The sequence below is a fragment of the Polaribacter glomeratus genome (assembly GCF_002954665.1).
Taxonomy (GTDB): domain Bacteria; phylum Bacteroidota; class Bacteroidia; order Flavobacteriales; family Flavobacteriaceae; genus Polaribacter; species Polaribacter glomeratus.
On record NZ_MSCM01000001.1, the window covers coordinates 119,766 to 146,469 of the forward strand.

Genomic DNA, 26,704 nt, shown 5'->3' on the forward strand with positions numbered 1-26,704 from the left:
GTTACCAGTTTATAAAATTATACTCACTTTTTAATAACCAGTGGTTTGTTTGCATTTGTAATTTAGTGTAACTATTTAACTTGTAATTCTGAATAATATTTAAATAATCAACAACAGAAACTTGCCCCTGCACCAACTTTCCTTTATAGATTTCTAGTATTCTTTTTTGGTTATCAAGTTGTTTGTCTAGCAACAGCATATTGGCATCCAACGCATTTATTTGCTGCACAATACTGCTAAGATTGTTAGTTTGTAGCACCTTTGCATTGTCTTTGTAAAACGCTAAACTTTCTTCTTTTAAAATACGTTGTTGCGCATTGTATTTTCGCTGCTTTCCGTCATAGATGGGTATCGTTAATCGCAAGCCGGCACTTGCACCAAAACGTCTGTAAATGTTGGGTATTTCAACGGCATTTAAACCCGAATTTGCATACGCAGTTACTTGTGGCTTGTATTGATTTTCAAAAACAAGCTGATTCGCAATAATTTGTAAGCTGTCATTCTCAAACCTTTTCTGATAAAAAAACTGAGTAGGTTTTGCGACATTCTCAAAATCGGGAGCATCTAAATTTTTAACGGTACCTATAGTGGCACCACTTAAACTGTGTAATTGGTTAATAGCGGTGTTAAAATTAATTTGTATTTGTTGCAGTTCTAGCTTTTTACTATCAACGTCTAAGGCTAGCAGTAAATAATCGCTTTCCATTACAATGGCGCGTTTTGTGAGCAACTCAACTACTTGCAATCTTTTTTCAAGGTCTTTTAAAATGCCTTTGGTAAATTCTTCTTGCAATTGTATTTGATAGGCAAGTATATACGCATCCGTAATATTTTTAATAATTGTATGTGTAATTTCTTCGGAAGAAAGGGAAATGGTATTATTTAAAATTTTATTTTGAAATAGTAAATTACCTGTAATTGCTTTGTTAAATAAATTCTTTGTAACATTTACCTGCGCCGCATATAAACCACCGTTGGTAATACCCACATCATAGCCAAAAGCGCTGGTAGTTGGCTTAGTAGTAACGTCTATAAGTTGGCCGTTGTTATTAAAATAGGGCGCAACCGATACTTCCGAAGTTGCATTTACTAAAAATGCATTATTTTGTGCATCGATAATGCTATTATTAATTTCGCCACTTTTTAGTAAGTTTTTATTCTCGTTTAAAGTGGGTGCGTTTTCTATGGCTTGCTTCTTAAAATAGGCAAGATTGGTACTCTCTTGGCTAAAGGCAGCAATGCTTTTTAGAAAAACGAGCAGTAAAAGTAGTAGCGTTCTCAAAAACAACATATTAAATTTAAAAGAACAAATGTACTTATCAAATCTAAAGCAAATATGAAGTGCTTTTTTGGTTACCCAAATGCTTGATATATTTTAGTTGATTTTTTAAAACGTTTAAAAGATATTTTTTTGGATTAAATCATAAAGAACTATTCTACAAGCTAGTCTTGATTTCTTCTGATAAAATTATTTCTGTTAAGTATAAACTCAATTTTATTAGATAAAAGAAACCTAATTGAACGAAACAAAGACAAAATTATTAATCAAACTTAAAACACAAAAAAGCTACACCAGTTTTATTTGATGTAGCTTTTTTATGCATATAAACAATTCTTGAACTACTTAATAAGTAACTTTGACGTAGATATATTACTGCCTTGCGATACTTTAAGAAAGTAAATACCACTTTTAACGGTTTCAATATTTAATACATTCGTTGTTAAGTTTGTTTGCAAAACACTACGTCCAGAAGTATCAAACAATTCAACTTTCTTTGAGCCATTAAAAGCTGATATGATTGTTAATTTTCCATTAATTACAGGGTTTGGATACATTGCAAAGACAGCAAATAGATCTTCTTTAATATTTAAAACAGTGCTCCCATCAATTTTAAGACCTGGCGAAAAAGCTACTCCATTAACTGTTGGATGTAAAATAAAGTCGCCTGCTATATCTGGACTTCTTGTAACAGAAGCGTCAGCGCCTGTGCTTACTGATAAGGTACTTGCATCTAAAGTAGCAATTGCCGTTCCTGATGCATCTCTTACAATAATTACTTCGCTAGAATTACTAAACCCTAAGCCACCTGATGACGCTACAATTACAGTAGCAGTTCCAAAATTTCCAGCAGCAGTTCCTGAAGCTGTAGGAGTTCCGCCTCCAAAAACAAGGTAAACGCCACCAGCTGTAAGTACTGTATTTGCAGGAACTACATGTCGTATTATGGTTACAGTATAGGTGTCTTCAATAGTGTAGCCACTAATATCTAACGCAGTTGATCCAGAATTTACCAATTCAATAAATTCATCATCGTTCGGACTTCTAGTTCCGTCTCCATTTGCATCACCAGTAATATCAGATGCGGGATCAAACAATACTTCATTAATAATTAATTGCGCAGACATTGTGCTGCTAAATAAAGCAAATGCAAGTACTAAAAAGTAAATTTTTTTCATAATTGTTAGTTTTTAATAAACAGTTTCTCTGCCTATGGTTAAATATTTATTGAGTTGGATTATTAAAATTAGTTTTTAATAATTTTTCTTATAACGCTGCTCGTAGCTGTATTTATTTTAAGAAAATACATACTCTTTGCAAGGTCTTCTATATTAATTTGTAGCGTATTTTTTAACTCATTAGTTCTATAGATTCGCATCGATTTTCCTAAAACATTTATAAGCTCCACAGATTTAATTTTAGTGGCTTTTATTTCAAGAGTGTTGCTCGTCGGATTTGGATACACAGTAATATTTGTATCTAAAAGGTTTTCTTCAAGACCCAAAGTGCTTGTAAAAACACTTTTTAAGGCATTGCTCATTTTTCTCCAGTCATTTGCGCTATCTCGTAACTTTTCTTTTTCTTGTTCAATATGAATAAAACGACCAGACGTAGCAGTTGCATCGGTACTACAAGCGTTAGAAGAATTGTTAATATACCGCCCTTGTGTATTTGTAAATGCGGTTAAGCGCGTCCAATCGGTATCTATATGCGCAAGTTTAAAAGTTAAACTAGAGTCTTCGTTTAGCAATGCATTTTTTATTTGTACCGCATAATCGATAGTTGGTGTTTTATTCGTGCCATTGCTCATAATTACATAAGGATCATTACTTTGTTTAGTAAAGCCATGCAGTTGAACAAACACAGCAGTAGAGAGGCTATTATACAACACCTCTGTAGTTTTTTGAAACATTGAAGAGGTAGCATGTGCTTGATCAGAAATTTTATAATTGCTCGTAGATCCACAGACATTTGTGGTGCCAGAACAATTGCTACTTGTAAATGAATTGCAACGATGTGTCCCGTTTATAAATACCGCTTTGGCCAGCGTATTTTTAAAACAGTATACCGCTTGATTGCCTGTATTTGTATCAAATTTTGAATGAGGAGCCGCAATAATTAAATTGTTTCTTACAGGATTTTTATTAAAAATATACGTACCCCAATACCTGTTTTGTACTGCTTTCTCCTCCAAAATATAAAATGTTTTATTCGGATTTAAAGAAGTATCTGTAAATTCTGTTACCTGATAATTTATAGGACCGGCTAAAGCTCTTGCATCTGTAAGCTTATCCGATAAGATAAAATTAATTATAGATTCCCAAGTTGCTAGATTTGCTGTTGTAGGTTGTATATAAGTATTAGTAGAACTGCCAGGCATCGCATTAATAATACTTTCAGCATAATTTTCTATATCGCCCGAAGCCGTTTGTGCAGGTACACTTAAAAAAGTAAGTAATAAAAAAAGGATAAGTACTGTTTTTCTCATAATTTAAATTTAAAAGGAATGCATCGTATTGATAAATTTGAGTACAATTAATCTTTTTTTTTAAGCTAGCTACCCAACTAATTAGTATTTCTAAATAGCGGATAAATAGGTATAAAGATTACTTTAAAGGCTCATAGAAAATAACATTGTCTATATAAAAATACTCTGGTGTTGCGCCACTAGAAATCTCAATTACGAGCTGATAAGAGCGAATGTTTTTTAAAAACCCAGTGTTAAACTCGTTCCATTTTCCTGCTATATTTTCTACATCGTCATCAAAAAGACGTACAATTTCAATAACTTCGGTGCCAGAATCTTTGGTTACATTTAAGTAGGCAAAAATTCCGTCTTTTTCTTCCCATGAGGTATCGCCAAAAAATGCTTGAAAAGAAACTCCAGAATTTGCTTGTCCTGCAGGCACAGTAACGGTATCAAACGTAATCTTTATAGTACCATCTGCGTCTTCTGAATGAAAACCTTGTTTCCCATCCGGATATGCAACAAAATTTTCTAAAGATGCGGTTACCCCAATTCGTTCAGCAGAGAACCCTAAACTGCTAGAACTAATGCCGGGTACTGCAACATATTCTGAATTAAAACCTAATTCATTTTCAACAGCAGTGCCAACGGCCATAAAATCTACAAAAGGAGGATTTGCACCATTAATTAAATCTAAAGTTTCATCCTCAGCTCCGTTTCTAGTATAGACTGCATCATTTGCGCCTACAGCAACTTCTTCAAAAGAAGTTCTTCGGATGGTTTTTGCCGGTGGAAGAAAAAAGGTAATATCAAACTCTACTGCGTTCATAAACTCAGGATTTTTAAGACGTGTAGAAGTGTTTCCTCCTAAACCACCATCAATAGGAGATAAGCCAGAAAACACGCCTGTTGGAGTAATAATCGTAGCTACTAAAGTAAATTTGGTACTTAAATTAATGTCATTACTCGTAAGTCCTGAAGCAGCAATAATTGAACTTAACGGAATTTCTAATGCTGCCGGAAATGAGGTTAAGACTGCAATGTTTTCTACAACAGTGTCATTATAATGCAACGCTAAAGAATAGTTTGTTATATTATTATTAGGATCTATTAAACTACCAATAACTTTTTCATTCTCTATATCTAATATATTGAAATTAAGAATTGGCTTTATGGTAAACTGTGCATAACCGCCTCTAAAAGCAAAGTCATCGGGCAGGTTACTGTTTTCAGCACATGAAAATAAGAGTAGAAAACAAGCGGCGAATTTTATATATTTTATCATAATACTATCTTTTATTTATTTAATAAACCCAGCTGGATTTGTATCCCAAAACACTTTATCAGTATTTTGTTTTTGAGAAATTGAACTATTATTCATAACTGCAATTGCAGAGTATGGAAAACTTCTTGGAAATGTTGGGTTTGAATCTGTAATAGGTATTTGAATATTTGAAGGATATCCTGTTCTTCGATACGCATTGTACGCTTCTACAGAGTTTCCAAAACCTGCTAAATAATATTCTGTAATAATAACATCTAATCGTTCTTCGTCTGTTGTAGCATTTTCATAGTTGCTAAGTACTTCAGCAACATAGTTTTCAACATCTATAGGATTAGGCGTATAAGGAGAGCTTGAGTTTCTAAAATTTAAAACTTTTGCAATGGATGCTCTAACGGCTTCTTCTAGCAAGGTCTTTGGATTGCCATTTGTGCCGATAGTAAGTGCTGCTTCTGCTGCTAAAAACTTTGCAAACGAAGAGGTTAAGATTGGCATAATGCCCGCGCCTAATAAAGAACTATTTTGAATCGTTGTGCTTGTTGCATCTTTAAACTGATCTTCATCAAAAATGCCACCAGCAGGATAAACGCCATAGGCAGTTCTTAATAAATTATCTCCACGACCTGTTCTTTCTTCCCCTTGATCTAATCCCCAGTATCCATCACCTAAATAACAATACGTTACCGTTGGATCTCCTTGGCAAGCAAGATATACTCTTGGACTAAAAGGATCTATATTTGATTGACGATACAAATAATATCTAATTCTTGGGTCTCTTATGCTTTTAGAATCTTTAAGCATAAACATAAAATAGTTACAAATATATTGCGAGAAACCCTCTACATAACTTCTTTGATAATACGGATGTCTGCTTTCTGGAGACGCAGAATTTGAATACGAATACATAAAATCTTCTGATGCTCCGTCTATTATTGGTCCTGATAATAAAGTGTTAATTTGTGCTTTTAAATCGGTAACGCCAATAGCAGAACTATTAAGACGCGTTTGAACTAAAATTCGTAATTTAAAAGTATTCGCAAAAGCAATCCAATTTTCTTTATTGCCTTTGTAAAATAAATCCGAAGAAATAGTAACTGTAGTTGAATTTATAGCAGTAATTGCTGCATCAATATCTGTAAGAACCATTTTATACAAATCTGCGCCAGCGTCTAATTTTGGATTGCTAAATTCATTTGGCTTAGAAGCTTCCGAATACGGAATACTACCTACATAATCGACCATTGTTACGGTTAAATAGCCCATAAGAAGTTTATTTACTGCGTTATGAAATATTAATCCGTCATTAGAAGTTGCTAAATTTGTAATTGTTTTAGAAATACTTAGCGCTTCAAAATAGCGTTCCCATTCTGCGTCTAAAATATCAGAATCTACAACATCACCATAATTGCTCGTTAAGGCTTCATAGCGCATTACATCATCTGTATTTATATTCATATCACCCATAATATCTTGAAACAAATATTGCAATTCATTTAAAAGAAATTCTGGATCTGCGCTATTTGGTGTTAGTAAGTTTGGGTTGTCTTGTAAATCAAAATTAGTGACTTCGCAGGATAAGAATAATGAAAACATCAGTATGCTTAAGCTAAAATATTTTAATCTTTTTTTCATGTTCTGTATTTTTAAGAAAGTTAAAAGGTTATAGATAAACCTAAAGAAAATCGTTTTGTAGAAGGAACATTTGTTCTTCCTAAACCTCCATCGCTTTCAGGGTCAAAATTTACATATTTGGGAAAATTAGGCGCTCTGAACCAAAGATTTCGACCTATAAAAGTAATATCAAGTTTTTCAAATGGTAATTTTTGATCTTTTTTCTTTTTAAAAGAATACCCGAATGAAATTTCTCTTAAACGAAAAACAGAAGTATCCCACATGCTTAAATCTTTTGCATTATAGTAGTTTCCAAATAAAGTTCTTATTCCGTTTAATTGTATGGTGTTCGGTATTTTATCACCATTGCCATCTAATAAAGGTTCTCCCGTTTGATGATTTGCTAAAAACCCAGGAATTACAAAAGAACCCGCTCTGTTTTCAGTATCTCTAGTTACACCTCTTTCTAACATGTCTTCTACAGCTAACGAAGAGATTTCGCCACCATGTGTATATTCTATTTGGGCAGAAAGCCTAAAATTTTTATACGTAAGACTGTTTATGGTTGTTAATCGCCATTCCGGATTTGGGTCTCCAATTACTTTAGGATCTTTACCAATGTCGCCACTGTTTAATAGTTTACCATAAGTGGTGCTAGAGCCTGTGCCGTCGATAAGTAAATTGCCATCAGTATCTCTTAGTGCATAAATACCAATAATTGTATTTAGCGGGTATCCTTCAACCGCAAAACGGTCTGCGCCTAATTCTATATTTCCACCAGTTGGCGTTGTTTCTACTACTAAGGATTTTTCTGCGGTAAAAATATTTCTAAAATTCCAGTTGAACTCATTATTTTTTATAATATCAAAACCTAAATCTATTTCTAAACCTTGGTTGTCGATACGACCAAGATTAATAAATTTACTATCAAAACCGGTAGAAGGAGCTAAAATAGATTCAACAATTTGATCTTTAGAAACTCTCGAGTAATACGAAGCTTCTAAGCTCAATCGGTTTTTAAAAAGTTTGGTTTCTATACCAACTTCAAATTCTTGATGAATCTCTGGTTTTAAATCCGGATTTCCAAAAATTCTGCTAAACCTATTGGTAACGGGCTTAGTGCCGTCTGCTGCCACAAACCTGTTCGTATCTATAATTAGTGCGTTTCTAGTTCTGTATTGATCTGGATATCCAGAAGAAGTAGCATAGGCTGCTCTTAGTTTTAAATAATTTAAAACATCTCCTTTCATATCAAATGCAGAAGTTGGAATAAACGATACAGAAGCACCAGGATAAAACAACGATTGATTTTCTTTTTCTACACTTGCACCAAAATCATTTCTACCAGATATAGTTGTGTACAAATAGTTTTTATACGTTAATTGAGCCTGTCCAAAAATACCTGCAATATTGCGATCTTCCATATAATAAAAACTTTCTGATGCTGCATAATTATTTGGATTCAGGAAATTATATACAATTTGTTGATCAGAATCTGAGGATTGACTTTTTATTTTGGTAAGTTTAGAGTTGGCACCTATTTGAGCTTCTAAGCTAAAATCATCATTCAGGTTTTTAGTGTATCCTAAAAGAAATGTTTGATCTACCGTTACTTCTTTTCTGTTAGATAAGTTTAAATATCCAATAATATAATCGCCATCTTTTCCACCGCGGTTAGAGTAATTTAAATCATTTCTATGCTCACTATCATATCCTATTCTGTAGGTAAAGTTTAAATGATCATTCAATACATAATTTGTATTGAAGGTTCCAAAAACTCTTGTAATATCATCGGTACTTCCAGCATTTTTTAATAACCATAAAGGGTTTGTTTCTGTATTTCGGTAATTTACAGATTCTCCTGTAACCGTATTTTGATAAGGAAGTTCTGTTAAATCGATACTTCTGGCTAAGTAAAAAACGCGGTTAAAAACATCTCTTGCTTGTATGCGATTTACTTTTCTAGTGGAGTAATTTAAGGTTGCAGAAATATTAAGTTTGTCACTTACTTGTGCAGCGCCACCTAAACCAATGTTAAAACGTTTTAAATTATTGTCGCCAATAATTCCCAACTCATCTGTATAACCTGCAGAAATATTAAAAGCTACTTTGTCTTTAGAAGTTGCTATTGATAAGGAGTGTATTTTACCAACACCTGTATTAAAAAGGTTTTTTACGTTATTTGGTTTTGCTTCATAAGGCACCATCACATTTTGATATTCAGGAAAAATACTACTTAAATCGGCATAAGGATGAGGTACTTCTTCTAAAGACGAAAATTCAGGTCCACCATGAGAAAGGTTTGATAAAACATAAGATCCTTCTGCACCTTGACCTATTGTATTTTGATATTCTGGTAATTGAGATACTATATTTAAATAACTTGTTGTAGAAAACGAAGCGGTAGTTTTACTTTTGCCTAAGGTAGCATTACCACTTTTAGTTTGAATAAGAATTACACCATTTCTACCTTCACTTCCATAAAGAGCTGCGGCATTTAATCCTTTTAAAATATTCATACTTTCAATATCATTAGGGTCTATATCGGATAAAACACCACTAAAAGGTACATTATTTAATACAATTAACGGAGCGTTAGATTGATTTATAGACACAGATCCTCTAATTCTAATAGAAGAGGTTGCCCCAGTTTCTCCATTTGTTGCAGAAATACTAACCCCAGAAATTTTACCTTGTAACGTTCTTGCTACATCCGCTTCAGGTCTTTGTTCTACATCTGCACTATTTAAACTTGTGATAGCATACCCTAATGCTTTTTTTGATTTTTTTATCCCTTGGGCTGTAATAACAATTTCCTCTAAAGCTTGGGCGCTTTCTTCTAAAGTAACATTAATAATGGTTTGGTTGCCAACTTTTATTTCCACCGTTTTATACCCTAAATAGTTTATTTGTAAAATACTAGTGCTTTCTACTTTTAAACTAAATTTACCGTCAAAATCTGTGGATGTTCCTGTTGTTGTCCCTTTAATTGTTATACTAACTCCTGGCAACGGAACACCAGTATTGTCTTTTACAACACCTGTTATTGTTTGCTGTTGTTGCACTTGCTCTTCTATCAGTATACTAACAACCTTTTCTTTAATAATGATGGTATTATTTTTAGTCAACTCAAATTGAAGATTGTTACTTGATAAGCATTTCTCTAATAATTTTGTTACTTTAATCTCACCAGCGTTCAATTTTATTTTAGAAGCATTTTTGAATAAATTTTTTGGGTAAATAAAGCGATAATCAGTTTGTTCTTTAATAATTTTAAACACTTGATCAACAGTAGCCAATTGAGTTTTATCAATAGTAACCTTTTCTTGAGAAAACAAGTTGTCTGTATTCATACTAAATACAGAAGTGCACAATAAGAATATAAATACTTTCATAACTGTAAAAACAAGCCGTTTCTTAAAAAGATAACGAGTCTTAATTAGTTTAAATTTCATAAATTTGTAAGGTGTTAGTTAAAATTAATTAATACTTATTTAATTGAGGGTACAGAAGTTAGATGCTGCGAAATATCAAAACTTCTTGCCCTTTTTATTCTAATGTTATTGTTTTATCTTTTATGGAATAGCTTTTTACAAGGCCAAAATTTTTAATATTTTTTAAAATATCTTCTATGTTTTGATTTTTTGAAAGCACTCCAATAAACTCCTCTTCTTTTATTTTATCATTTTTAAACACAACTTTAACGTCATACCAGCGAGATAAAACTCTCATGATTTCAAAAAGAGATTTTTCATCAAAACTGAATACGCCATCTTTCCATGATATGGCATTATACACATCTACTTTTTGAACGATCGCTGTTTTTGTCTCTAAATCAAGGCTTAATTGATCATTAGGTGATAAGTTTTTTTGAGTTTCTTTAAAGTTTACGGCAACCTTTCCTTCAACCAAAGTGGTGTAAATATTAGATTCGTCTTTGTAAGCTTTAATATTAAATGTAGTACCTAAAACTTGTATATCTTGATCCTTATGATGTACTTTAAAAAGTGATCCTTGATGATTTGTACTTGGTGAAACATCAAAAAAAGCTTCTCCATAAACGAGTTCAACAACACGAATTTCCCCTTTTGTAAAACTTACAGGATATTTTAACTGCGATTCTGAATTTAGCCAAACCTGAGTTTCATCACTCAATTTTAGATAAAATTGACCACCTCTAGGCACTGTTAAATAGTTGTACGCAATCTTTTTTGGCTCTTTGTTAGTATTATTTAAATAGATAAGTTTTTCACCATTACTTTGCGCATTTTTATTGTTAAAAGAAGCGCCTTTTTCTAGAGAAACGATAGTTCCGTTTTCTAAGGTTAAGGTTGCTTTATCTTTACCTGTTTGAATACTTTCTACTATAATTGGGGTATTTGTACTTATATCTTTCCCTAAATTATAAAAGTAGCCAACCATTACTAATCCAATAAATACAGCCGCATATTTTAAATAATTTCGGAACCTTCTTACGCGAATAGTTTGTTTTTCTTTGGTAATAAATGCTAGCAACTTTTTACTAGAAAGGCTCGTGTTAAATTTCAGTAATGAAGAATCAATTAAATAGTTCGTTTTAATAAACTCTTTAAAAATTTTCTCATTTTCACTATCTAAAAGCCATAATTCTAGCGCTTCTAATTCAGAAAAAGAGGCCTGATTTAGAAGGTACTTGGTAATAATTTTTTCTATTTTAGTAGACAACATAAAACTTGTGTATAGTAGTAAGACGAAACATATTTGCAGTACCCTAATGTTTTTCGTGTTTTTTTTTATTTAAAATGGATAAAAAATAGGATACGCCGTTTTTAGGATGGTTTTCAGACTAAAAAAAGTCAGGAATATAATAACTGAATTAAAAAAAATACTTCTAATGGATGTCATTTTTTGGTTTACACGATAAAATAATCGGTTACTTTTTTTCCTTTAATAAAATTTTCATCATTTGTTCAGCTGATGTTTCTCCTATTAATTGAATCTCATTTTCGGGTGTTTTATCGCCAATTTCATAGGTTATACCTACTGCATTAAAACCATATAAGAACCATCCTTTAGACACTGGTTTGTCGCTATTTCCCGCAGCTTCATTAACTTTATAATTAGGAATGTTTGCTTCCAAACCGGCAAACCAATCTTCTGTAAAATTAGGTAATGTAGTTTCAGTTCGGCTCTTGTTTGTGTAAAAAACATCATGCCAAGTAGAATGAAAATCCAGCCCTAAAACTATTCTTGAATGGTTCTTTTTTAATGTTTTTTTAATGTATTTAACTGTTTTTTCTATTTCTGGTTGATGGTATTCAAACCAATCTCTGTTGGTGTCTACACCATTTGAGTTATGTCGCCAATTCCCTAAATCCACACCATCTGGGTTTAGCAGCGGAAAAGCTAAAACATGGTACCGATTTAGAAATTCTTTTGCTAAATCAGAATCACCTAAAATAGTTTCTAAAAAATACTGAAAAGCATAATAACCTGTAACTTCCGGTGGATGTTGTCTTGTTAGAAGCACGATAATATCTTTCCCTTTCGAACTGTTTTTATAGATATTCAAAACAGTTAGTTTCTTGCCTAAAGGCGATTTTCCATAATTTTTTAAGTGCACTCTATTTTCTTTTCCTTCAATAAGTTTAGTATACCAATGCTCCACATCTTTTGATGATTGTACTTCTTGGGCAGCCACCGTAATTGGTGTTTTTGTTAACTGAAGTTTAATCGTAACAATACTATCCTTTATAAAAACATTCGTACTATCAATAATAGACCATTGATTATTAATTTTTAATTTAGGAATGTATCTATTTTTAAAACCTGTTGGATATTTAAATGTAAAATAGAAAGATTTTGAAGTACTCGACCAAGTTTTAAAAGCATAGTATGCACTGTTATTTATGGGGGTGTTTTCTGGCGATATTATAACTTGGGCTGTACTATCATTTACTTGCTCAAAACCGTTAAGTCGTGCGCCATCAAATGTATTACTAGCAAAAACTTCTGCTTCTTTTAAACGGTATATTTTTTTAATTTGTTTTATTATTTTTCTGTTTGATGTATCTACGGGCGTTTTAAAAGTTACTTTTTCAACGGAATAACAGCCTAAAAATAAAAAGCAAAGTACAGCGTAAAAAAAAACTAATTTCATAAGAATGTGGTTTATTAAGTATTAAAAATATTTTTTATTTTATTGGATGAAATTAGAAAAGTGGAGAAGCAACCAATCAACTTCTTAAATATTTAGTTTTTGTATTCGATTCTGAATAGTATCCTAATAAAAAAACACTTAATTACAGAGTTTTAGATTTTTCAATTGATATCATAAAATACCGTTAACTAATTGTACTTAAACCTTCTTTTAAAATAAAAAAGTAAATTTTTTTCTGATTTATGATTGTTCTACATACAGTTAAAACGTTATAAAATTACAGAACCCTAACTGTTACAGTATTTTTTTTCTACATTCGTTACGGATAAGGTTGAAATTTATGATACTCTAGAATGAAAGCTACTTTTTTAAATGATCTAGATTTAATAATTGCGCTAAAAACAGGAGATACCAATGGGTATACTTTTTTAGTGAATTTATATCATAAAAAACTGTGTACGTATGCTTTAGGTTTAACCAATGACCCTGATTTAGCAGAAGATATTGTTCAAAATGTTTTTATGAGTATTTGGAAAAATAGATTTAAACTAAAAGAAGAATTTGTAATTAAAGGATACTTGTACAAATCTGTATACAATGAGTTTATTGATCAATACAGAAAAAATAAAAAAGTTTTAGTTCTCGATAAAAAATATATTGATGCACTAACATACATTGTAGAGGAAGAGGATGAAAACTCCTTAGAACGATTAATGAAAATTGTAAAAAAAGAAATCGAAAATTTACCACCAAAATGCAAACAAACATTTTTATTGAGTAAAGAGGAAGGTCTTACCAATATAGAAATTGCAGAACATTTAAATGTTTCGATAAAATCTGTAGAAGCACATATTACAAAAGCTTTTTGTACTTTAAGAACAGCTCTTGGAGATAAAACTGAAGGTATTCTGTTTTTATTATTTGGAAGAAGTTTAAAAGCTAAACCAATTAAATAAACAAAAAGTTAATGAAAATAAACTTTTTGTTTAAGGTACTTGTATACCTATAACTTCTAATCAGACCATTGGATTAAAAAAACCTAAAACTTCACAAATTAATATCTCTAAATAATAAGACCAATTAGCTACTGCTAAATAACTTAAAGGTTAGTATAATAAATAGAAAACTCTACTCATTTACGCTTAGCTCAAAGCCCAATAACTATTATTTTTTAAATATAATAGTCTGTATTATAATTCATTATAGGTTATCTGGATTTAAAATTCAGTAACACATTCCTTTAAAGGAGTAAATCATTGAAAGAAATAAAGGTCTTGGCTAGTTTGATATAGAATCTGTTTTAATTGTTTTTAGCGGAAGCGTAAGAATAGAATCTGATAATTTAGCACCGTTATCAAAAATGGAATCTTTAAACCTACGTTGCATAATATATGTACTATCTGTTTTTGCAAATTCTGCAGCTTCGGAAGGACTCATTTCTAAAAATGGTGGACAATCAAAATAGTCTTTTTCATACACAAAATTAGTAAGCATAGAATTGTTCCAAGCACTCATACCTTTAAATACAGACGCCACCATAGGCAATGCAGTGTTAGCACCAGAACCCATATTTGTAGTTTTAAACTGTACTCTTTTATCATAAGTACCAACCCAAGAACCTACAACTATCTCTGGCGAACAAGCAATAAACCAACCGTCTCCGTTGTTTTGAGTGGTACCTGTTTTACCAATTAAATTATTGGGAATTCCGTACCCTTGTATACGGCCTGCGGTTCCTTCGGTAAGCACACTACCCATCATTTGTTGCAAACGTTTGGTATTTACTTCACTTGCTACACGATCTCCATAAGGCGGTTTTGCTTGGTACAATACTTTACCGTTATCATCTTCAATACGCTCAATAGCATAGGGTTGCACACGTCTACCACCATTAGAAATACTAGCATAAGCAGTAACCATCTCTAGCAGCGATATATCTGCAGTACCTAAAACAATAGAAGGCCAAGAAGGTAGCGTAGCAGTAATACCCATATTTTTAGCTAAAGCTTTAACCGGTTCAATACCCGTTTCAATCTGAATTCGTACAGATACTGTATTAATAGAATTTGCCAATGCACCGTGCATACTATAGCTGCCGCCATACTGCCCATTTGAATTTCGAGGCTTCCAATCTTTATAATCAGCATAAGAAACTAAATTATTATCGTAATAATTACACGGATTTTTACCTTTTTCTAGAGCAGCAAGATAGGTAATTGGTTTAAAGGTAGAACCTACCTGATTTTTTTCTAAAATATTATCTCTTTGGCTCATTCCGTAATCCATACCTCCAACATAGCCCATAATTCGCCCAGTTTGACTGCTAATTGTGAGCAAACCAGTATGTAATCTATTAATAGCACCCGCAATAGAATCTTTTAAAGATTGTACTTTTGGTATGTTACCTGCATTTATAGTCCATTGAATTCTAGACTTTTTAACAGCAATCAATTTTTGAATTTCAAGTTCGCTTTTTCCTTCTGCTTTCCATTGTTTTACAGCAACTGTTTGATTTAATAATTTTTTAAGCAACGCTTCTTTACCACCTTCTGTGCTTAGCGCATCCCAATGTTGATCCATTAATTTTTGAAGGCTCTCCATTTGTCTTAACATTGCTCTTTCGCTAGATTTTTGTACAGAGGTATTTAACGTAGAGTATATTTTTAAACCATCACTTTCTAAATTATAGATATGACCGTCTGCCGCCGGATTAGCTGCTGCCCAAGTAGTAAACTCCTTTTCTACATATTCTTTAAAATAGGTAGTTAAAGAAGATAATTTTTTAGGTTCTTGGTATTTTAGTTTTAAAGGAATCTGAGCAGCCTTCTGTTCTTCTGGCGTTAAGTAGTTGTACTTAACCATTTGTTGTAATACCACATCACGTCTTGTAGTTGCTCTATCTGGATGCACTCTTGGGCTGTAATATGTAGGCGCTTTTAGCAAGCCAACCAGGGTTGCAGATTCAGAAACAGATAATTTTTTAGCGCGTTTATTAAAAAAACGCAAAGCCGCCTTTTCTATTCCGTATATATTTTCTCCAAACGTAACCGTATTTAAGTATAAGAGTAATATTTCATCTTTTGTGTAGATTTCCTCGAGTCTTTTGGCAATAAAAACTTCCTTAATTTTATTAATGGGTGTTGTTAACATAAAATGGCGCTCTCTACCAAAGGTGTTTTTTGCTACTTGCTGCGTAAGTGTACTACCGCCACCAGCATTTTGTCTAAGAATTACAGACTTTATAAAAACACGACCATAACTTTTATAATCGATACCGTTGTGTTCATAAAAACGATTGTCTTCGGTAGCAATTAATGCATTTTTTAAAGCAGAAGGTATTTCTACACTGTCTACATTGGTTCTATTTTGAAGAAAATATAAGCCAATTTGTTCTTTATTACTTGCATAAAGTGTAGAGGTTAGCGGCGTTTTTAATTGTAATAGAAAATCTTTAGAAGGTAGTTTACCAAACGCACCCAAGTACGTAAGTACTACCAATAAAATTATAGAAGAAAACCCTAATAATATTGCATAAAAGACACTTTTAAAAGGATGCTTTTTTACAAATGAAACAAGTGCTATAAATTTGGTTTTGAATTCTTTTAAATAGTTATCCCACATACAATTTATTCTTTAATCGCTTTATTAATATATTTACTAGTGGCAAGTAATTGCATTTAGCATTTTACTTTTCACTTTTTTTAAAAATGCACGCTATGCAAGTTCATCCGCAGGGTATATAAGTACCACATATTACTAGTAATGAACCACTTTTAACTTTATAGGTAACACAATTCATGCTCACTATTTTACATTTATACAAGTGTATTTATTTGAAATACAACTTATTATAACTTAATTTTAAAGTCTTAGCCTAGCGTATTAATCGACTGCAATATACATCAAACCTTTCATTTTTAAAATTGATTTAGCAGCTACTATTTTCTAGTGCGCAAGGCTTAATAGCTAGGCTAGTACTGATCGTAACCAAAAAGTTTGCATTTTTACAGATAAAAAAGGTGTTTTTATGCTAAATGAGTATATGAAGACAGTATAAAATGAACATAGTTACCTATTTTAAAAATAAGTAACTATGTTAAGCACCATTTAGAGGCTGATATATAATAAATTACAGACATTTAATTGCCGTTTAATTTTTTACGTAGATCGTTTTTCTATTTACAAACTCAAGGATGCCATCTTTTGAGAGTTCGCGTCCATAACCAGATTTTTTAGTTCCTCCAAAAGGCAGTCTTGGATCCGATTTTACCAATTCGTTAATAAAATAAGCGCCATCGCTAACCTTATCTGCATAGCTAATCGCTTTTTTAATGTTTTTGGTAAAGACTGTAACACCTAATCCGTAAGTAGATTGTTCAGAGAGTGCAAAAGCATGTTCAATATCTTTTGCTTTTATCATGGCAGCCAAAGGACCAAAAGTTTCTTGATCAAAAGCAGGCATTCCTGGGGTAACATTTCCTAAAATGGTTGGTTCATGATAACAATCCTTCTGATGACCGCCAAGTAGTAACTCAGCGCCCAGTTTAACAGACTCTTTTACTTGTTTTTGCAATTGATCTGCTAAATCTTTACGTGCTAATGGTCCAACTTTAGTGTCTTCATCCAAAGGGTTACCAGCATTTAATGCACGCACAGCTTGTGTAAATTTAGTTACAAACTCATCATAAATACGTTCTATTAAAATAAAGCGTTTTGCTGCTATACAACTCTGTCCGCAGTTTAACATTCGTGCAACAACGGCCGTTTTTACAGCAGCATCAATATCCGCATCGTCCCAAACAATAAAAGCGTTATTTCCGCCAAGTTCTAAAAGCGATTTTTTAATGTGCTTGCCCGCAATTTCAGCAACCGCAGAACCCGCTCTTTCACTTCCTGTTAAGGTAACTGCTTGCACTGCAGTATGTGCAATTATTTTTTCTGTTTGCTCATGATGAACTATTAAATTTTGAAAAACACCATCAGGAACTCCGGCTTTTGTAAATACTTCTTCAATTAATTTTGCACTTCCAAAAACATTTGGCGCATGCTTTAAAAGACCCGTGTTTCCTGCAATAAGAGTAGGAGCAGCGAACCTAAAAACTTGCCAAAACGGAAAGTTCCAAGGCATAATTGCTAAAACAGCACCTATTGGATCGTGTTTTACAAAACTTTGTGCAGCATCTGTAGCAATAATCTCATTGGCTAAAAAGGTTTCGCCGTTATCTGCATAATAATCACAAACCCAAGCACATTTGTTTACTTCGGCTCTAGATTCAGCAATAGGTTTCCCCATTTCTAGTGTAATCATTTTTGCATATTCTTCTACATGATTGCGCAATATTTGACCGGCTTTTTTAATAAGTGCGCAACGTTCTGCAATTGGTACGTTGCGCCAAGTTGTAAATGCTTTTTGACTTTTACTTAACTTTTTATCCAGTTCAACTTCTGTAAGGGCTGTATAGTTACCAACTTGTTGATTGTTATAAGGATTGATACTTTTAAATTCCATTGCTAATTAATTTTAGGTTCGAAAACCTGGGTGAGTTATTTATTTAAAACTAACTAAAAGGCTGATTTTAGTAGGCTACTGATACAGATAGTCCCAAGTAGTTTTTTGAATATTCATTTCAAGTTTTCCTTCCATCTCGATGGATATATTTCCTTCTATAAAATGATCAAAAGACTGATAAATTGCTTGCTGATGCCAATGCAACTGCACAGCACCATCTAAAGGCCTGTATACACTTGTGTATAAAGTACCAAAACCTTCATTAAAAAGAGTGTTGTAAAGAGGCGGATACAAGAATGCTTTTGTTAAATTCTCTGGACTTAAAGGTGCTGTTTCTAGTAAGTTTTTTAAGAATGTAGCACGTTTCATTGTTCCGTTAAAAGCAGCGTTTTCTGGCCAATCCACTTGTAATTGATGATTGGTAGTAAAAGCAATATCGGTAACTATTGGTAAATTATCTGGTGATAAAAACACTGTTTTATAAACGCCACTTTTGTCTACAACCGTTACGTTATAAGACATGTGCGACGGAACCTTAGTTAATACCTCAATAGCTTCTGTTACATTGCAGCAAAACTCGAGCACGTACCGCAGAATAAACGAAATTCCAAAACCTTCTCCAACTTCTTTTCTACCACCAAATGTTAAGGAAACAGCTAAACCATCTTCATTCATTCCGTCTACCAAACCAATACTATAGTCGGTGGTAGCAATTACTTTTTTACCGTTCCAAGAACTTAATAAAAGAGTACTTTCAAATAAATCTGGATGGTAATCATAATTACGAACTAATTGAATTTCTTCACCAGAAATAACTGCTTGCGAACAGGCATTTACATGCGCAGGCGGTTGAAATCCTGTAAGAAAACGCGCCATTTCATCATCTGCATTCATCAAAAGACAAAGACGTTTGTATGTTGGCAGCATTTTTGGCATATATTTCTTTAAAGCCGCTTGTGAGGTTGCTAAATCTGGAATATAGGTAGCTTCATCTGTATGAAGCATACCGCGATATATAGGCCAAAACGAATAGAATAATTTCTGGAACTTTAATCCTGGAGTACCATATTCTAAAATGGATTTAAAATTAAGTTGCATTTATCATTTTTAAATTCGTATAAATACACTTTTTTACGCTTTTCATTTTGACCTACTATTTGGTTTTAGAAAATATTAAACCTTACTTGGTTAAGGTTCCTGTAAGTTCTATTTGTTCTCTATTATCTTCAACTATTTGAGATGTATACTTGCCTCTTATCGATTTTATCCATTGTTTTGCACGACTGTTTAATTGAAATTCATCGGTCATCATACGACCTCTAGAAACTAAAATACCAATATCTGCACCTTCGTATAAATAATCACCTTTTTTAGAAATGTGTAAAAAGAAAGCTTCATTTTCTGTTTCAACGGCTCTTCTGTGGGTATCTAAACGGTCAAATTGAATGTGTCCATTATCAAACATTTTATAAATTCCAGATTTTGGTGCTTCAGAAATATATTCAACAGTTTCTTCTGTATGTTTGATAATTAATTGGCTCCAACCATCAATATTAGCTTGTTTTGCCCAACGCTTGTTAATTGCTTTTACATCTAATTCATATTCCACATCCATCCATTCCATAATATGGAAGATAAAAAGAGGCGCATCTGCCAAAGCAAAAACTGCATGATTGGTAATTGAACTTGCACCAGTAACTCGTGGATTTAATTCACCTAAATAAATTTCGCCATTATCTTGATCAATTAAAAAATCTAATTCAAAGTATCCTTTGTAACCTTCTTCTCTTAGTTGATTTCCAAATAGTTGTGTGTATTTTGCTGCTTTTTCTCTTAATTCAGGACTAAATGCATCCGGATAAATTTCATTACCACACCAACCACCTTTGTAAGGCGTCAATTCTTTAAACCCAACCAACTCTGTCATTAAAGGCGCAACGATTGTACCGTGTCTTGTAACACAAGCTTCAATTGCAGAACCTTTACAATTGATACGTTTCATTACTTTAACCTCTTTTTCTTTTTCAATTTCTTCAGCATATTTATTATATTCTTCTTCATTTGATATGAAAAAAGTAGTGTGACCAGAATCTCCAAAAGGTGTTTGAATTACTAGATCAGTGCCTAAGGCTTTAGAAACTTTATTTAAATGTTCATAATCTTTAACTTGAGATAATACGTAAGGTACACAAGGCACGCCAGCTTTTTCGGCAATACGGTTTGTATTTACCTTATTGTCCATAAAAGTTCGCATTTTTGCACTTGGAAACATAATTTGTAAGCCTAATTTTTTAGCTAACATTTCGGTTGTTTCATCAAACATTAAAAACATTGCCTTACCAGCATTTTTGTCTGTACCTCTTGTTTTTAAGTAATTTTGAACCTCTGGATGTTGTAGTAAGTAGTTGTTAATGTCTTCGATACTTGTAAATTCATCGTGAGGCATTTCTTCTTTCGGAGAAAAAACATTTGGATGTAAACCATCAAAACATTCAATATGACAAATAAATTTAAATCCTTTAATCCACTCATCTGCGCCTAACATGTTAAAGTTCGTAGCACTTATAAAATACAACGGAACTTCATTTTTGTAGAAGAAACGTCTAATATCAGGAACGCCATCAAGTACTTCAACGGTGTTGTTTTTTTTTGCAATTGCCACTTTTTTAGTCGGAGTAGCTTTTTTAATAGGTGTTGTTTTTTTAGTAGTCATACTATTTATTTTATTTTTAATTAATTATTTTTTGATGTTCATTCCGCCAATAGACGTTGTTGTTTTATGTCTGTTTAAAACACTTTCGTTAAAGATTCGTAAGCCTAAATCTGCACGATAACCATGAATTTCACTTACATCTAAAGCGTTCATAAAGTTGATAATTTCTTCGCTAACCACTTGACCAGGAACCAAAACAGGAAAACCTGGTGGATACGGAATTACAAAAGTAGAAGCCACTAAAACTTTGCCTTTTTGCATAGCACCCAAACATTCGTTTAAAGGAATGTATTCGTAGTTTTCTTCTTTATAAGCAAGAAAATAAGCAGCACGTAAATCGCCACCAGGAACACCAGGAACTGCTTGAAATGAGTGATGAAAATAGCTGAAATCTGGAAGAGGAGGTACTTCTTCAGTTAAAGAATGAATTCTCTTTTGTCTGATCTCCATTTCTTTATCATTCAATGATTTAAGCTCTTCGTCTAGTTCATCAGCAATTTTTAACAGTGCATTTGTTAAATACGTAATACTACCTCTAGTGGTACCAATATTGGTTAAAAATAATACCGTGTTTCTTGATGTTTTATTAATTTGGATATTAAATTTATCCATCAAATATTTGTTTTTAAACGTATCGCCATCAACACCCGTTTTACCAATATGCAAGGTTATTTTTGTAGGATCTAAAACAAATTCGTCTTGTTCCCAAGCATCATCCATTAAATTCCAACCTTCATTTTTTGTATAATATTCCTTTAAACCTGTTTGACGGTATTTATTAGGTATAAAATCTTTTACTGTTAAAATATCAAAGTATTTACTTAATTGTGGGTTGTCATTAATTTTTGCACGCAAAACCATCGCCATTTCAATGCTTTTTTCTACCAATTCAAAACCTTCTAACTGTACTTGGCGTCTTCCAACATCTAAAGAAGCTAACATTTGATAATTTGGTGAAGTAGAGGTATGCGTCATATACGCTTCAGAAAATGTGCTTTCACTTTTTCTACGAAAGTCTTGATCCCAAATATGAATCATAGAACCTTGTCTAAAACTACTTAATGTTTTGTGCGTACTTTGAGTAGCATACACACGTATACGAACCTGTTCTGGATCTGGCATTAGAGAAACTTCACCTTCTTTTAATTCTTTACGATATGCTTTGTACTTCTTCTTGTAGCCGTTACTGTTGTACTTGTCATATAATTTTTTGGCTACATACATTCCTGTACGTTGCTTGTAATTATTGGCAAAACCTGCAAAGGCAAACCAAGCTTCATCCCATAAAAATATCATGTCTGGTTTTATGGCTAAAACTTCTTCCATAACGCGTTCTACGTTGTAAACCATGCCATCAAACGTGCAATTAGTAAGTAATAACATTCTTACTTTGTCTAATCTTCCTGCTTTTTTTAACTCTAATAATCTGCCTTTTATTTGCTCTAAAGGCACAGCGCCATACATTGAATATTTTTCTATGGGATAAGAATCTAAATAAACCGGATATGCACCAACTAAAACCAAACCGTAGTGGTGAGATTTATGACAATCTCTATCTATAAGTACCACATTACCAGGTTCTACTAATGCTTGCATTACAATTTTATTTGCGGTGGAAGTTCCATTAGTAACAAAATATGTGTATTGAGAGCCATACGCATCTCTTGCCATTTCTTGGGCTTTTTTAAGCGGACCTGTTGGTTGTAATAAGGAGTCTAAACCACCTGTTGTTGCAGATGTTTCTGCTAAAAACATGTTTCTACCATAAAAATCACCAAAGTCATTTATCCATCTTGATTTAAAAACCGAGTTTCCTCTAGATATTGGCATCGCATGAAAAACACCTGTAGGTTTTTTACTATATTCAACTAAAGCAGAAAAGAAAGGTGTTTCAAAACGTTCTGCAATTCCTCTTAAAATAGTTAAGTGAAGTTCTTGCATATCTTCTGTTTGATAGAAGATTCGTCTAAAACGTTTAATAGTACTGTCTTTTAAGTGCCCTAGTGATGTGTCTGTAACGTAATAAGCATCTAATTCAGGTCTAAACTTATCAATTAATTCGCCTATTAAAGGCCCTAAATCCGTTTCAGATTTTGATGAAAAATCAAGTTTTGTAACTGGTTGAATATAGGGTTTTATAAGCGGCGAAATTTCTTTTGAATGATAGGGTGGAGCGTATCTTACTACAACTGCTTGAATATTATGATTAAAATGCAAAGCAATCATTGCATCCTGAAAAGATCTTTGTACAATTACGCCGTATGTAAATTTATCATTTGATGATCTAAATGACATCAAGCTATTTTTTAGACTGCTCTCTTCCTTATCGGAAATGGCGTCTATAAATAATACTTCAAAATGATTTTTTCTGATGCTATTATGCTGTTCATGATCTTCAACAGATTCTATACTATGTTCGTCATAATCTATATAATCAGGATTACTTCTGTAGCTATCACCAACCAAATCTTTGGTGGTTTCGGCTATTAGATTAGATAAGGAAGTATATTCATAATTAGAAAGTGTATTCTCTAACTTTAACATACGACCAATACCGGGTGAAGCAAAATAACGCTCCACACCTTTTAAATCTGTAATTAAATTTTTTACTACTTTTTTGTGTGTTTTTTCATTTTCAGAACCATGGTTACACCTTGCCAACTCTGAACTTTCGATTTTTAATTTATTCCAATAGTCTACTCGTAATTGACCAATATTGTAATAAGTAGAACTTTTAGATTTGTTATTTGCTTTTTTAGAGATATCAGACATTTAAGATTTTATAAGTTATTTTAGTTTTAAAAAAGTTAATCACGAAAAGATTAAGGGTATCGTAAAAGTTAGAAAAGTCAGCAAAAATCATATACAAAAGGAACCTTGTTTGTTTCTTTTGTGTACGTTAAAAAGACCGTAAAAAGTGTTGTAAACTTTTTCATTCTAAGGGTGTTGAGTTTAATTTAATGAATGTAAAGCCAATTTATTTCCTTGCGAATCAATGAAAACAGCAAAATACCCAGACTCTTCGGATATTAATGTTTTTGGCATAATGATGCGGCCTCCAGCCGGCTCTATTTTATCAAGAACAAGACTTAAGTTATCGCCACCATTTAAATAAATTAAGGATCCAGAATCGCTTGGTACATAGCCAGAACCAGCCACAACAGCCCCACCGATACCGGTGTTTGTAGGGAAATAGGCCATTGCGTTTGCTTCCGTAATATTTTGTTGCATGGTAATACCAAAAATATATTGATAAAATTCAACCGCTTGTTGAAAGTCTATGGCTGGTATCTCAAACCAACTCACATAATCTTTTCTTGCTTCTATTTTTTTATTTTTTTTTCCTGATTTTATTCCACCCATCTTTTTTTCTTTTTTTTATATGATTGTATCTCTTTTATAATTTATTGCTGCATTTTGCTTTTCTAGCGTAGTTTCTTTAATTTTTAATTCTGCTAAGTCATCTAAGCGTGTTGGTTTTATCAACGGACCTAAAGAGTCTAAATACGGAGTTGCAATTCCTGGTTGATAAATAGCAAACTGGCTATTTTTAATATGTTCACGAAAACTTTTAAGCGGCTGTCCAAGACGTAAAATTCCTAATTCGCGACTTCTTTTTACACGTTCTATGTTTAATTCTAACGGAATAATTTCTTCTGTTCCTTCAGATTGATATATTACTCTACCATCTGGACCACAAATAATAGATTTTCCACAACCTCCTGTATCTAAACCATTAATGTCAAAGAAATAACATTGATTCACAGACGCCATTGCTCGTACAATAGACAATTCTATATCTCTATCGATAGTTCCTGATAATGTTGGATGCATAATTACTTCTGCGCCCATTGTAGTTAACGTACGAATGGTTTCTGGAAACCACATATCATAACAAATAGACACGCCAAATCTAGCCACTCCTGGCACATCAAATACACAGTAATCTTGCCCTGGTGTTACGCCTGTTTCGTAAGGATAAAACGGAAACATTTTACGATATCTGGTTACAATTTCTCCAGCTGGATTAATAACAGATGCTGTGTTATAAATTTTACCCTCACTTTTTTCGAATATAGATCCAGGTAGTAACCAAATTCCATATTGTTTTGCTTTTGCTTGCATTTCTGCTTCAAAATTATTTGGTATTACTTGTGCAGTATGGGTTAACGGTCCAAAAGCACATAATTCACTAAACATAATCATCTCAACCCATGGATAAAGGTTCATGGTAATGTCAATTTTCAGTTTCATCATTTCAACGTTTGATGCGACTGCTGATACTTTCATTTGTATTCCTGCGATTGCGAATGGTTTCATATATTTTATATTGCTTTTTTAATTTCGGTTTCCAAAATGGATAATCCTTTTTCTAATTCTGTATCGGTAATAACTAAGGGTGATAAAATTCGTAGTACATTTTTATAAGTTCCTGCACTTAGCACTATTAAGCCATTTTCAATACACCCTTTTACAATTTTCGGACATATTTCTGAATCAGGTTGTCGAGGATCTCCATTTTTAACAAACTCGATAGCTATCATAGCTCCAATACCTCTTACATCACCTATTTCTGGATATTGTTTCATTAAATTCTCTAATCTCGTTTTGATAACATGACCTACTTTAACGGCTTTTTCGTTTAAGTTAATTTGCTTCATATATTTAATGGTGGCAGATGCAGCGACGCAGCATATAGGACTTCCAATATAGGTTCCTCCAATAGATCCAATTGCGGCAGCATCCATAACTTCTGCTTTTCCAACAACAGCACCAATTGGCAAACCAGAACCCATCGATTTTGCATAGGTGCTAATATCTGGCTGTACACCGTAATGTTGCCAACTTGCCCAATGGCCTGTTCGGCAAAAACCACTCTGAACTTCATCCATAATTAAGACGATTCCATGCACATCGCAAAAGTTTCGCAATCCTTCTAAATATTTTTGAGGAACAGCATTAAAACCACCTTCACCTTGTATTGGTTCAATAATTACTGCAGCAACACTTTTTACATCCACAAGATTTAGTGCACTTTCATGAAGACGTTTTAATTCATCTTCAACAAATTTATCCATATCTCGTGTTCCTCGATACCTGTAAAAATTAGGAAAAGGAAGACGATATACTTCTGGTGCAAACGGACCACAATCATATTTATAACTTACTTTACTAGTTAATGACATCGCCATCATAGAACGACCATGATATGCACCTGTAAAACAAAGTATAGCTTGTCTTTTTGTTGCTTGTCGCGCTATTTTTATTGCGTTCTCTACAGCTTCGGCTCCCGTACTAACCAACATTACTTTGGTTTTATCGCCATGTGGTAATATCTCTGCAAGTTCTTCACACAAGGCAATGTAGGGTTCGTAAGTAACTACATTAAAACTTGTATGTATGTATTTTCCTGCTTGCTCACGAATAGCATTAACAACAGGCTCTGGGCAATGTCCTGCATTTACAACTCCAATACCTCCGGCAAAATCTATTAGTTCTCGTCCATCAACATCTGTAATAATAGCTCCTTTTGCTTCTTTTACGGTTGCCGTATTAAAAACACCAACGCCATTTGCCACAACATTTTTTCTTCTTTCGAAGAGTTCTTGAGATGTAGTATTTTTTTTATTCATTTTAAAAAATTTCGTTTTTAAGTTAGTTCGATTCAATAAATTTTAATGATTAGGATGCTGTTGCTCTTAAA

Annotated in this window: 17 protein-coding genes; 1 reads left to right on the forward strand and 16 read right to left on the reverse strand. The window is 32.8% G+C overall.

Annotated features, from left to right (window positions below; genetic code table 11):
* Position 1 precedes the first annotated feature (1 nt).
* From BTO16_RS00515 to BTO16_RS00550, 8 genes are all read right to left on the reverse strand, one after another.
* Entirely contained in the window at positions 2-1,282 is a 1,281-nt protein-coding gene (locus BTO16_RS00515; protein ID WP_170064388.1) for a TolC family protein, read from the reverse strand.
* 338 nt (positions 1,283-1,620) lie between these two features.
* Positions 1,621-2,457 carry a lamin tail domain-containing protein gene (locus tag BTO16_RS00520; RefSeq protein WP_105019739.1) on the reverse strand — a complete coding sequence of 279 codons (837 nt, stop codon included), beginning with the start codon at positions 2,455-2,457 and terminating at the stop codon, positions 1,621-1,623.
* Between the two features lie 68 nt (positions 2,458-2,525).
* Entirely contained in the window at positions 2,526-3,767 is a 1,242-nt protein-coding gene (locus BTO16_RS00525; RefSeq protein ID WP_105019740.1) for a T9SS type A sorting domain-containing protein, read from the reverse strand.
* Between the two features lie 118 nt (positions 3,768-3,885).
* A complete protein-coding gene (locus BTO16_RS00530) occupies positions 3,886-5,031 on the reverse strand; it encodes a hypothetical protein (protein ID WP_105019741.1) in 1,146 nt (381 codons plus the stop codon).
* A 15-nt stretch (positions 5,032-5,046) separates the two neighbouring features.
* Positions 5,047-6,660 carry a SusD/RagB family nutrient-binding outer membrane lipoprotein gene (locus BTO16_RS00535; protein WP_105019742.1) on the reverse strand — a complete coding sequence of 538 codons (1,614 nt, stop codon included), beginning with the start codon at positions 6,658-6,660 and terminating at the stop codon, positions 5,047-5,049.
* A 20-nt stretch (positions 6,661-6,680) separates the two neighbouring features.
* The gene (locus BTO16_RS00540) at positions 6,681-10,034 is read right to left on the reverse strand and encodes a SusC/RagA family TonB-linked outer membrane protein (protein WP_170064389.1); all 3,354 of its coding nucleotides are present in this window, start codon (positions 10,032-10,034) and stop codon (positions 6,681-6,683) included.
* Between the two features lie 154 nt (positions 10,035-10,188).
* Positions 10,189-11,346 (reverse strand): FecR family protein, encoded by a 1,158-nt coding sequence (locus BTO16_RS00545; RefSeq protein ID WP_105019744.1) that lies wholly within the window; start codon positions 11,344-11,346, stop codon positions 10,189-10,191.
* Positions 11,347-11,551: 205 nt separating this feature from the next.
* Positions 11,552-12,778: a M14 family metallopeptidase gene (locus tag BTO16_RS00550; RefSeq protein ID WP_105019745.1), complete on the reverse strand. Its 1,227-nt coding sequence runs from the start codon at positions 12,776-12,778 to the stop codon at positions 11,552-11,554.
* Positions 12,779-13,131: 353 nt separating this feature from the next.
* Here BTO16_RS00550 and BTO16_RS00555 point away from each other — a divergent pair, with 353 nt between their 5' ends.
* Positions 13,132-13,734: an RNA polymerase sigma factor gene (locus BTO16_RS00555; protein WP_105019746.1), complete on the forward strand. Its 603-nt coding sequence runs from the start codon at positions 13,132-13,134 to the stop codon at positions 13,732-13,734.
* A gap of 322 nt (positions 13,735-14,056) precedes the next feature.
* Here BTO16_RS00555 and BTO16_RS00560 read toward each other — a convergent pair whose 3' ends face one another.
* The 8 genes from BTO16_RS00560 to BTO16_RS00595 all read right to left on the reverse strand — a co-directional run bounded on the left by BTO16_RS00560 (position 14,057) and on the right by BTO16_RS00595 (position 26,633).
* Positions 14,057-16,399, reverse strand: a complete 2,343-nt coding sequence (locus tag BTO16_RS00560) for a transglycosylase domain-containing protein (RefSeq protein WP_105019747.1) — start codon at positions 16,397-16,399, stop codon at positions 14,057-14,059.
* Between the two features lie 529 nt (positions 16,400-16,928).
* A complete protein-coding gene (locus tag BTO16_RS00565) occupies positions 16,929-18,287 on the reverse strand; it encodes an NAD-dependent succinate-semialdehyde dehydrogenase (protein WP_105019748.1) in 1,359 nt (452 codons plus the stop codon).
* Between the two features lie 75 nt (positions 18,288-18,362).
* Complete coding sequence (locus tag BTO16_RS00570; RefSeq protein ID WP_105019749.1) at positions 18,363-19,385, reverse strand: C45 family autoproteolytic acyltransferase/hydolase; 1,023 nt, start codon at positions 19,383-19,385, stop codon at positions 18,363-18,365.
* Between the two features lie 82 nt (positions 19,386-19,467).
* A complete protein-coding gene (locus BTO16_RS00575; RefSeq protein ID WP_105019750.1) occupies positions 19,468-21,000 on the reverse strand; it encodes a biotin carboxylase in 1,533 nt (510 codons plus the stop codon).
* A 24-nt stretch (positions 21,001-21,024) separates the two neighbouring features.
* Positions 21,025-23,772: an aminotransferase class I/II-fold pyridoxal phosphate-dependent enzyme gene (locus tag BTO16_RS00580; RefSeq protein ID WP_105019751.1), complete on the reverse strand. Its 2,748-nt coding sequence runs from the start codon at positions 23,770-23,772 to the stop codon at positions 21,025-21,027.
* A gap of 180 nt (positions 23,773-23,952) precedes the next feature.
* Entirely contained in the window at positions 23,953-24,363 is a 411-nt protein-coding gene (locus tag BTO16_RS00585; RefSeq protein WP_105019752.1) for a VOC family protein, read from the reverse strand.
* Positions 24,364-24,378: 15 nt separating this feature from the next.
* Positions 24,379-25,320 carry a carbon-nitrogen hydrolase family protein gene (locus BTO16_RS00590; RefSeq protein WP_105019753.1) on the reverse strand — a complete coding sequence of 314 codons (942 nt, stop codon included), beginning with the start codon at positions 25,318-25,320 and terminating at the stop codon, positions 24,379-24,381.
* A 5-nt stretch (positions 25,321-25,325) separates the two neighbouring features.
* Positions 25,326-26,633, reverse strand: coding sequence for an aspartate aminotransferase family protein (locus BTO16_RS00595; protein WP_105019754.1), 1,308 nt, complete (start codon positions 26,631-26,633; stop codon positions 25,326-25,328).
* Between the last annotated feature and the right edge of the window lie 71 nt (positions 26,634-26,704).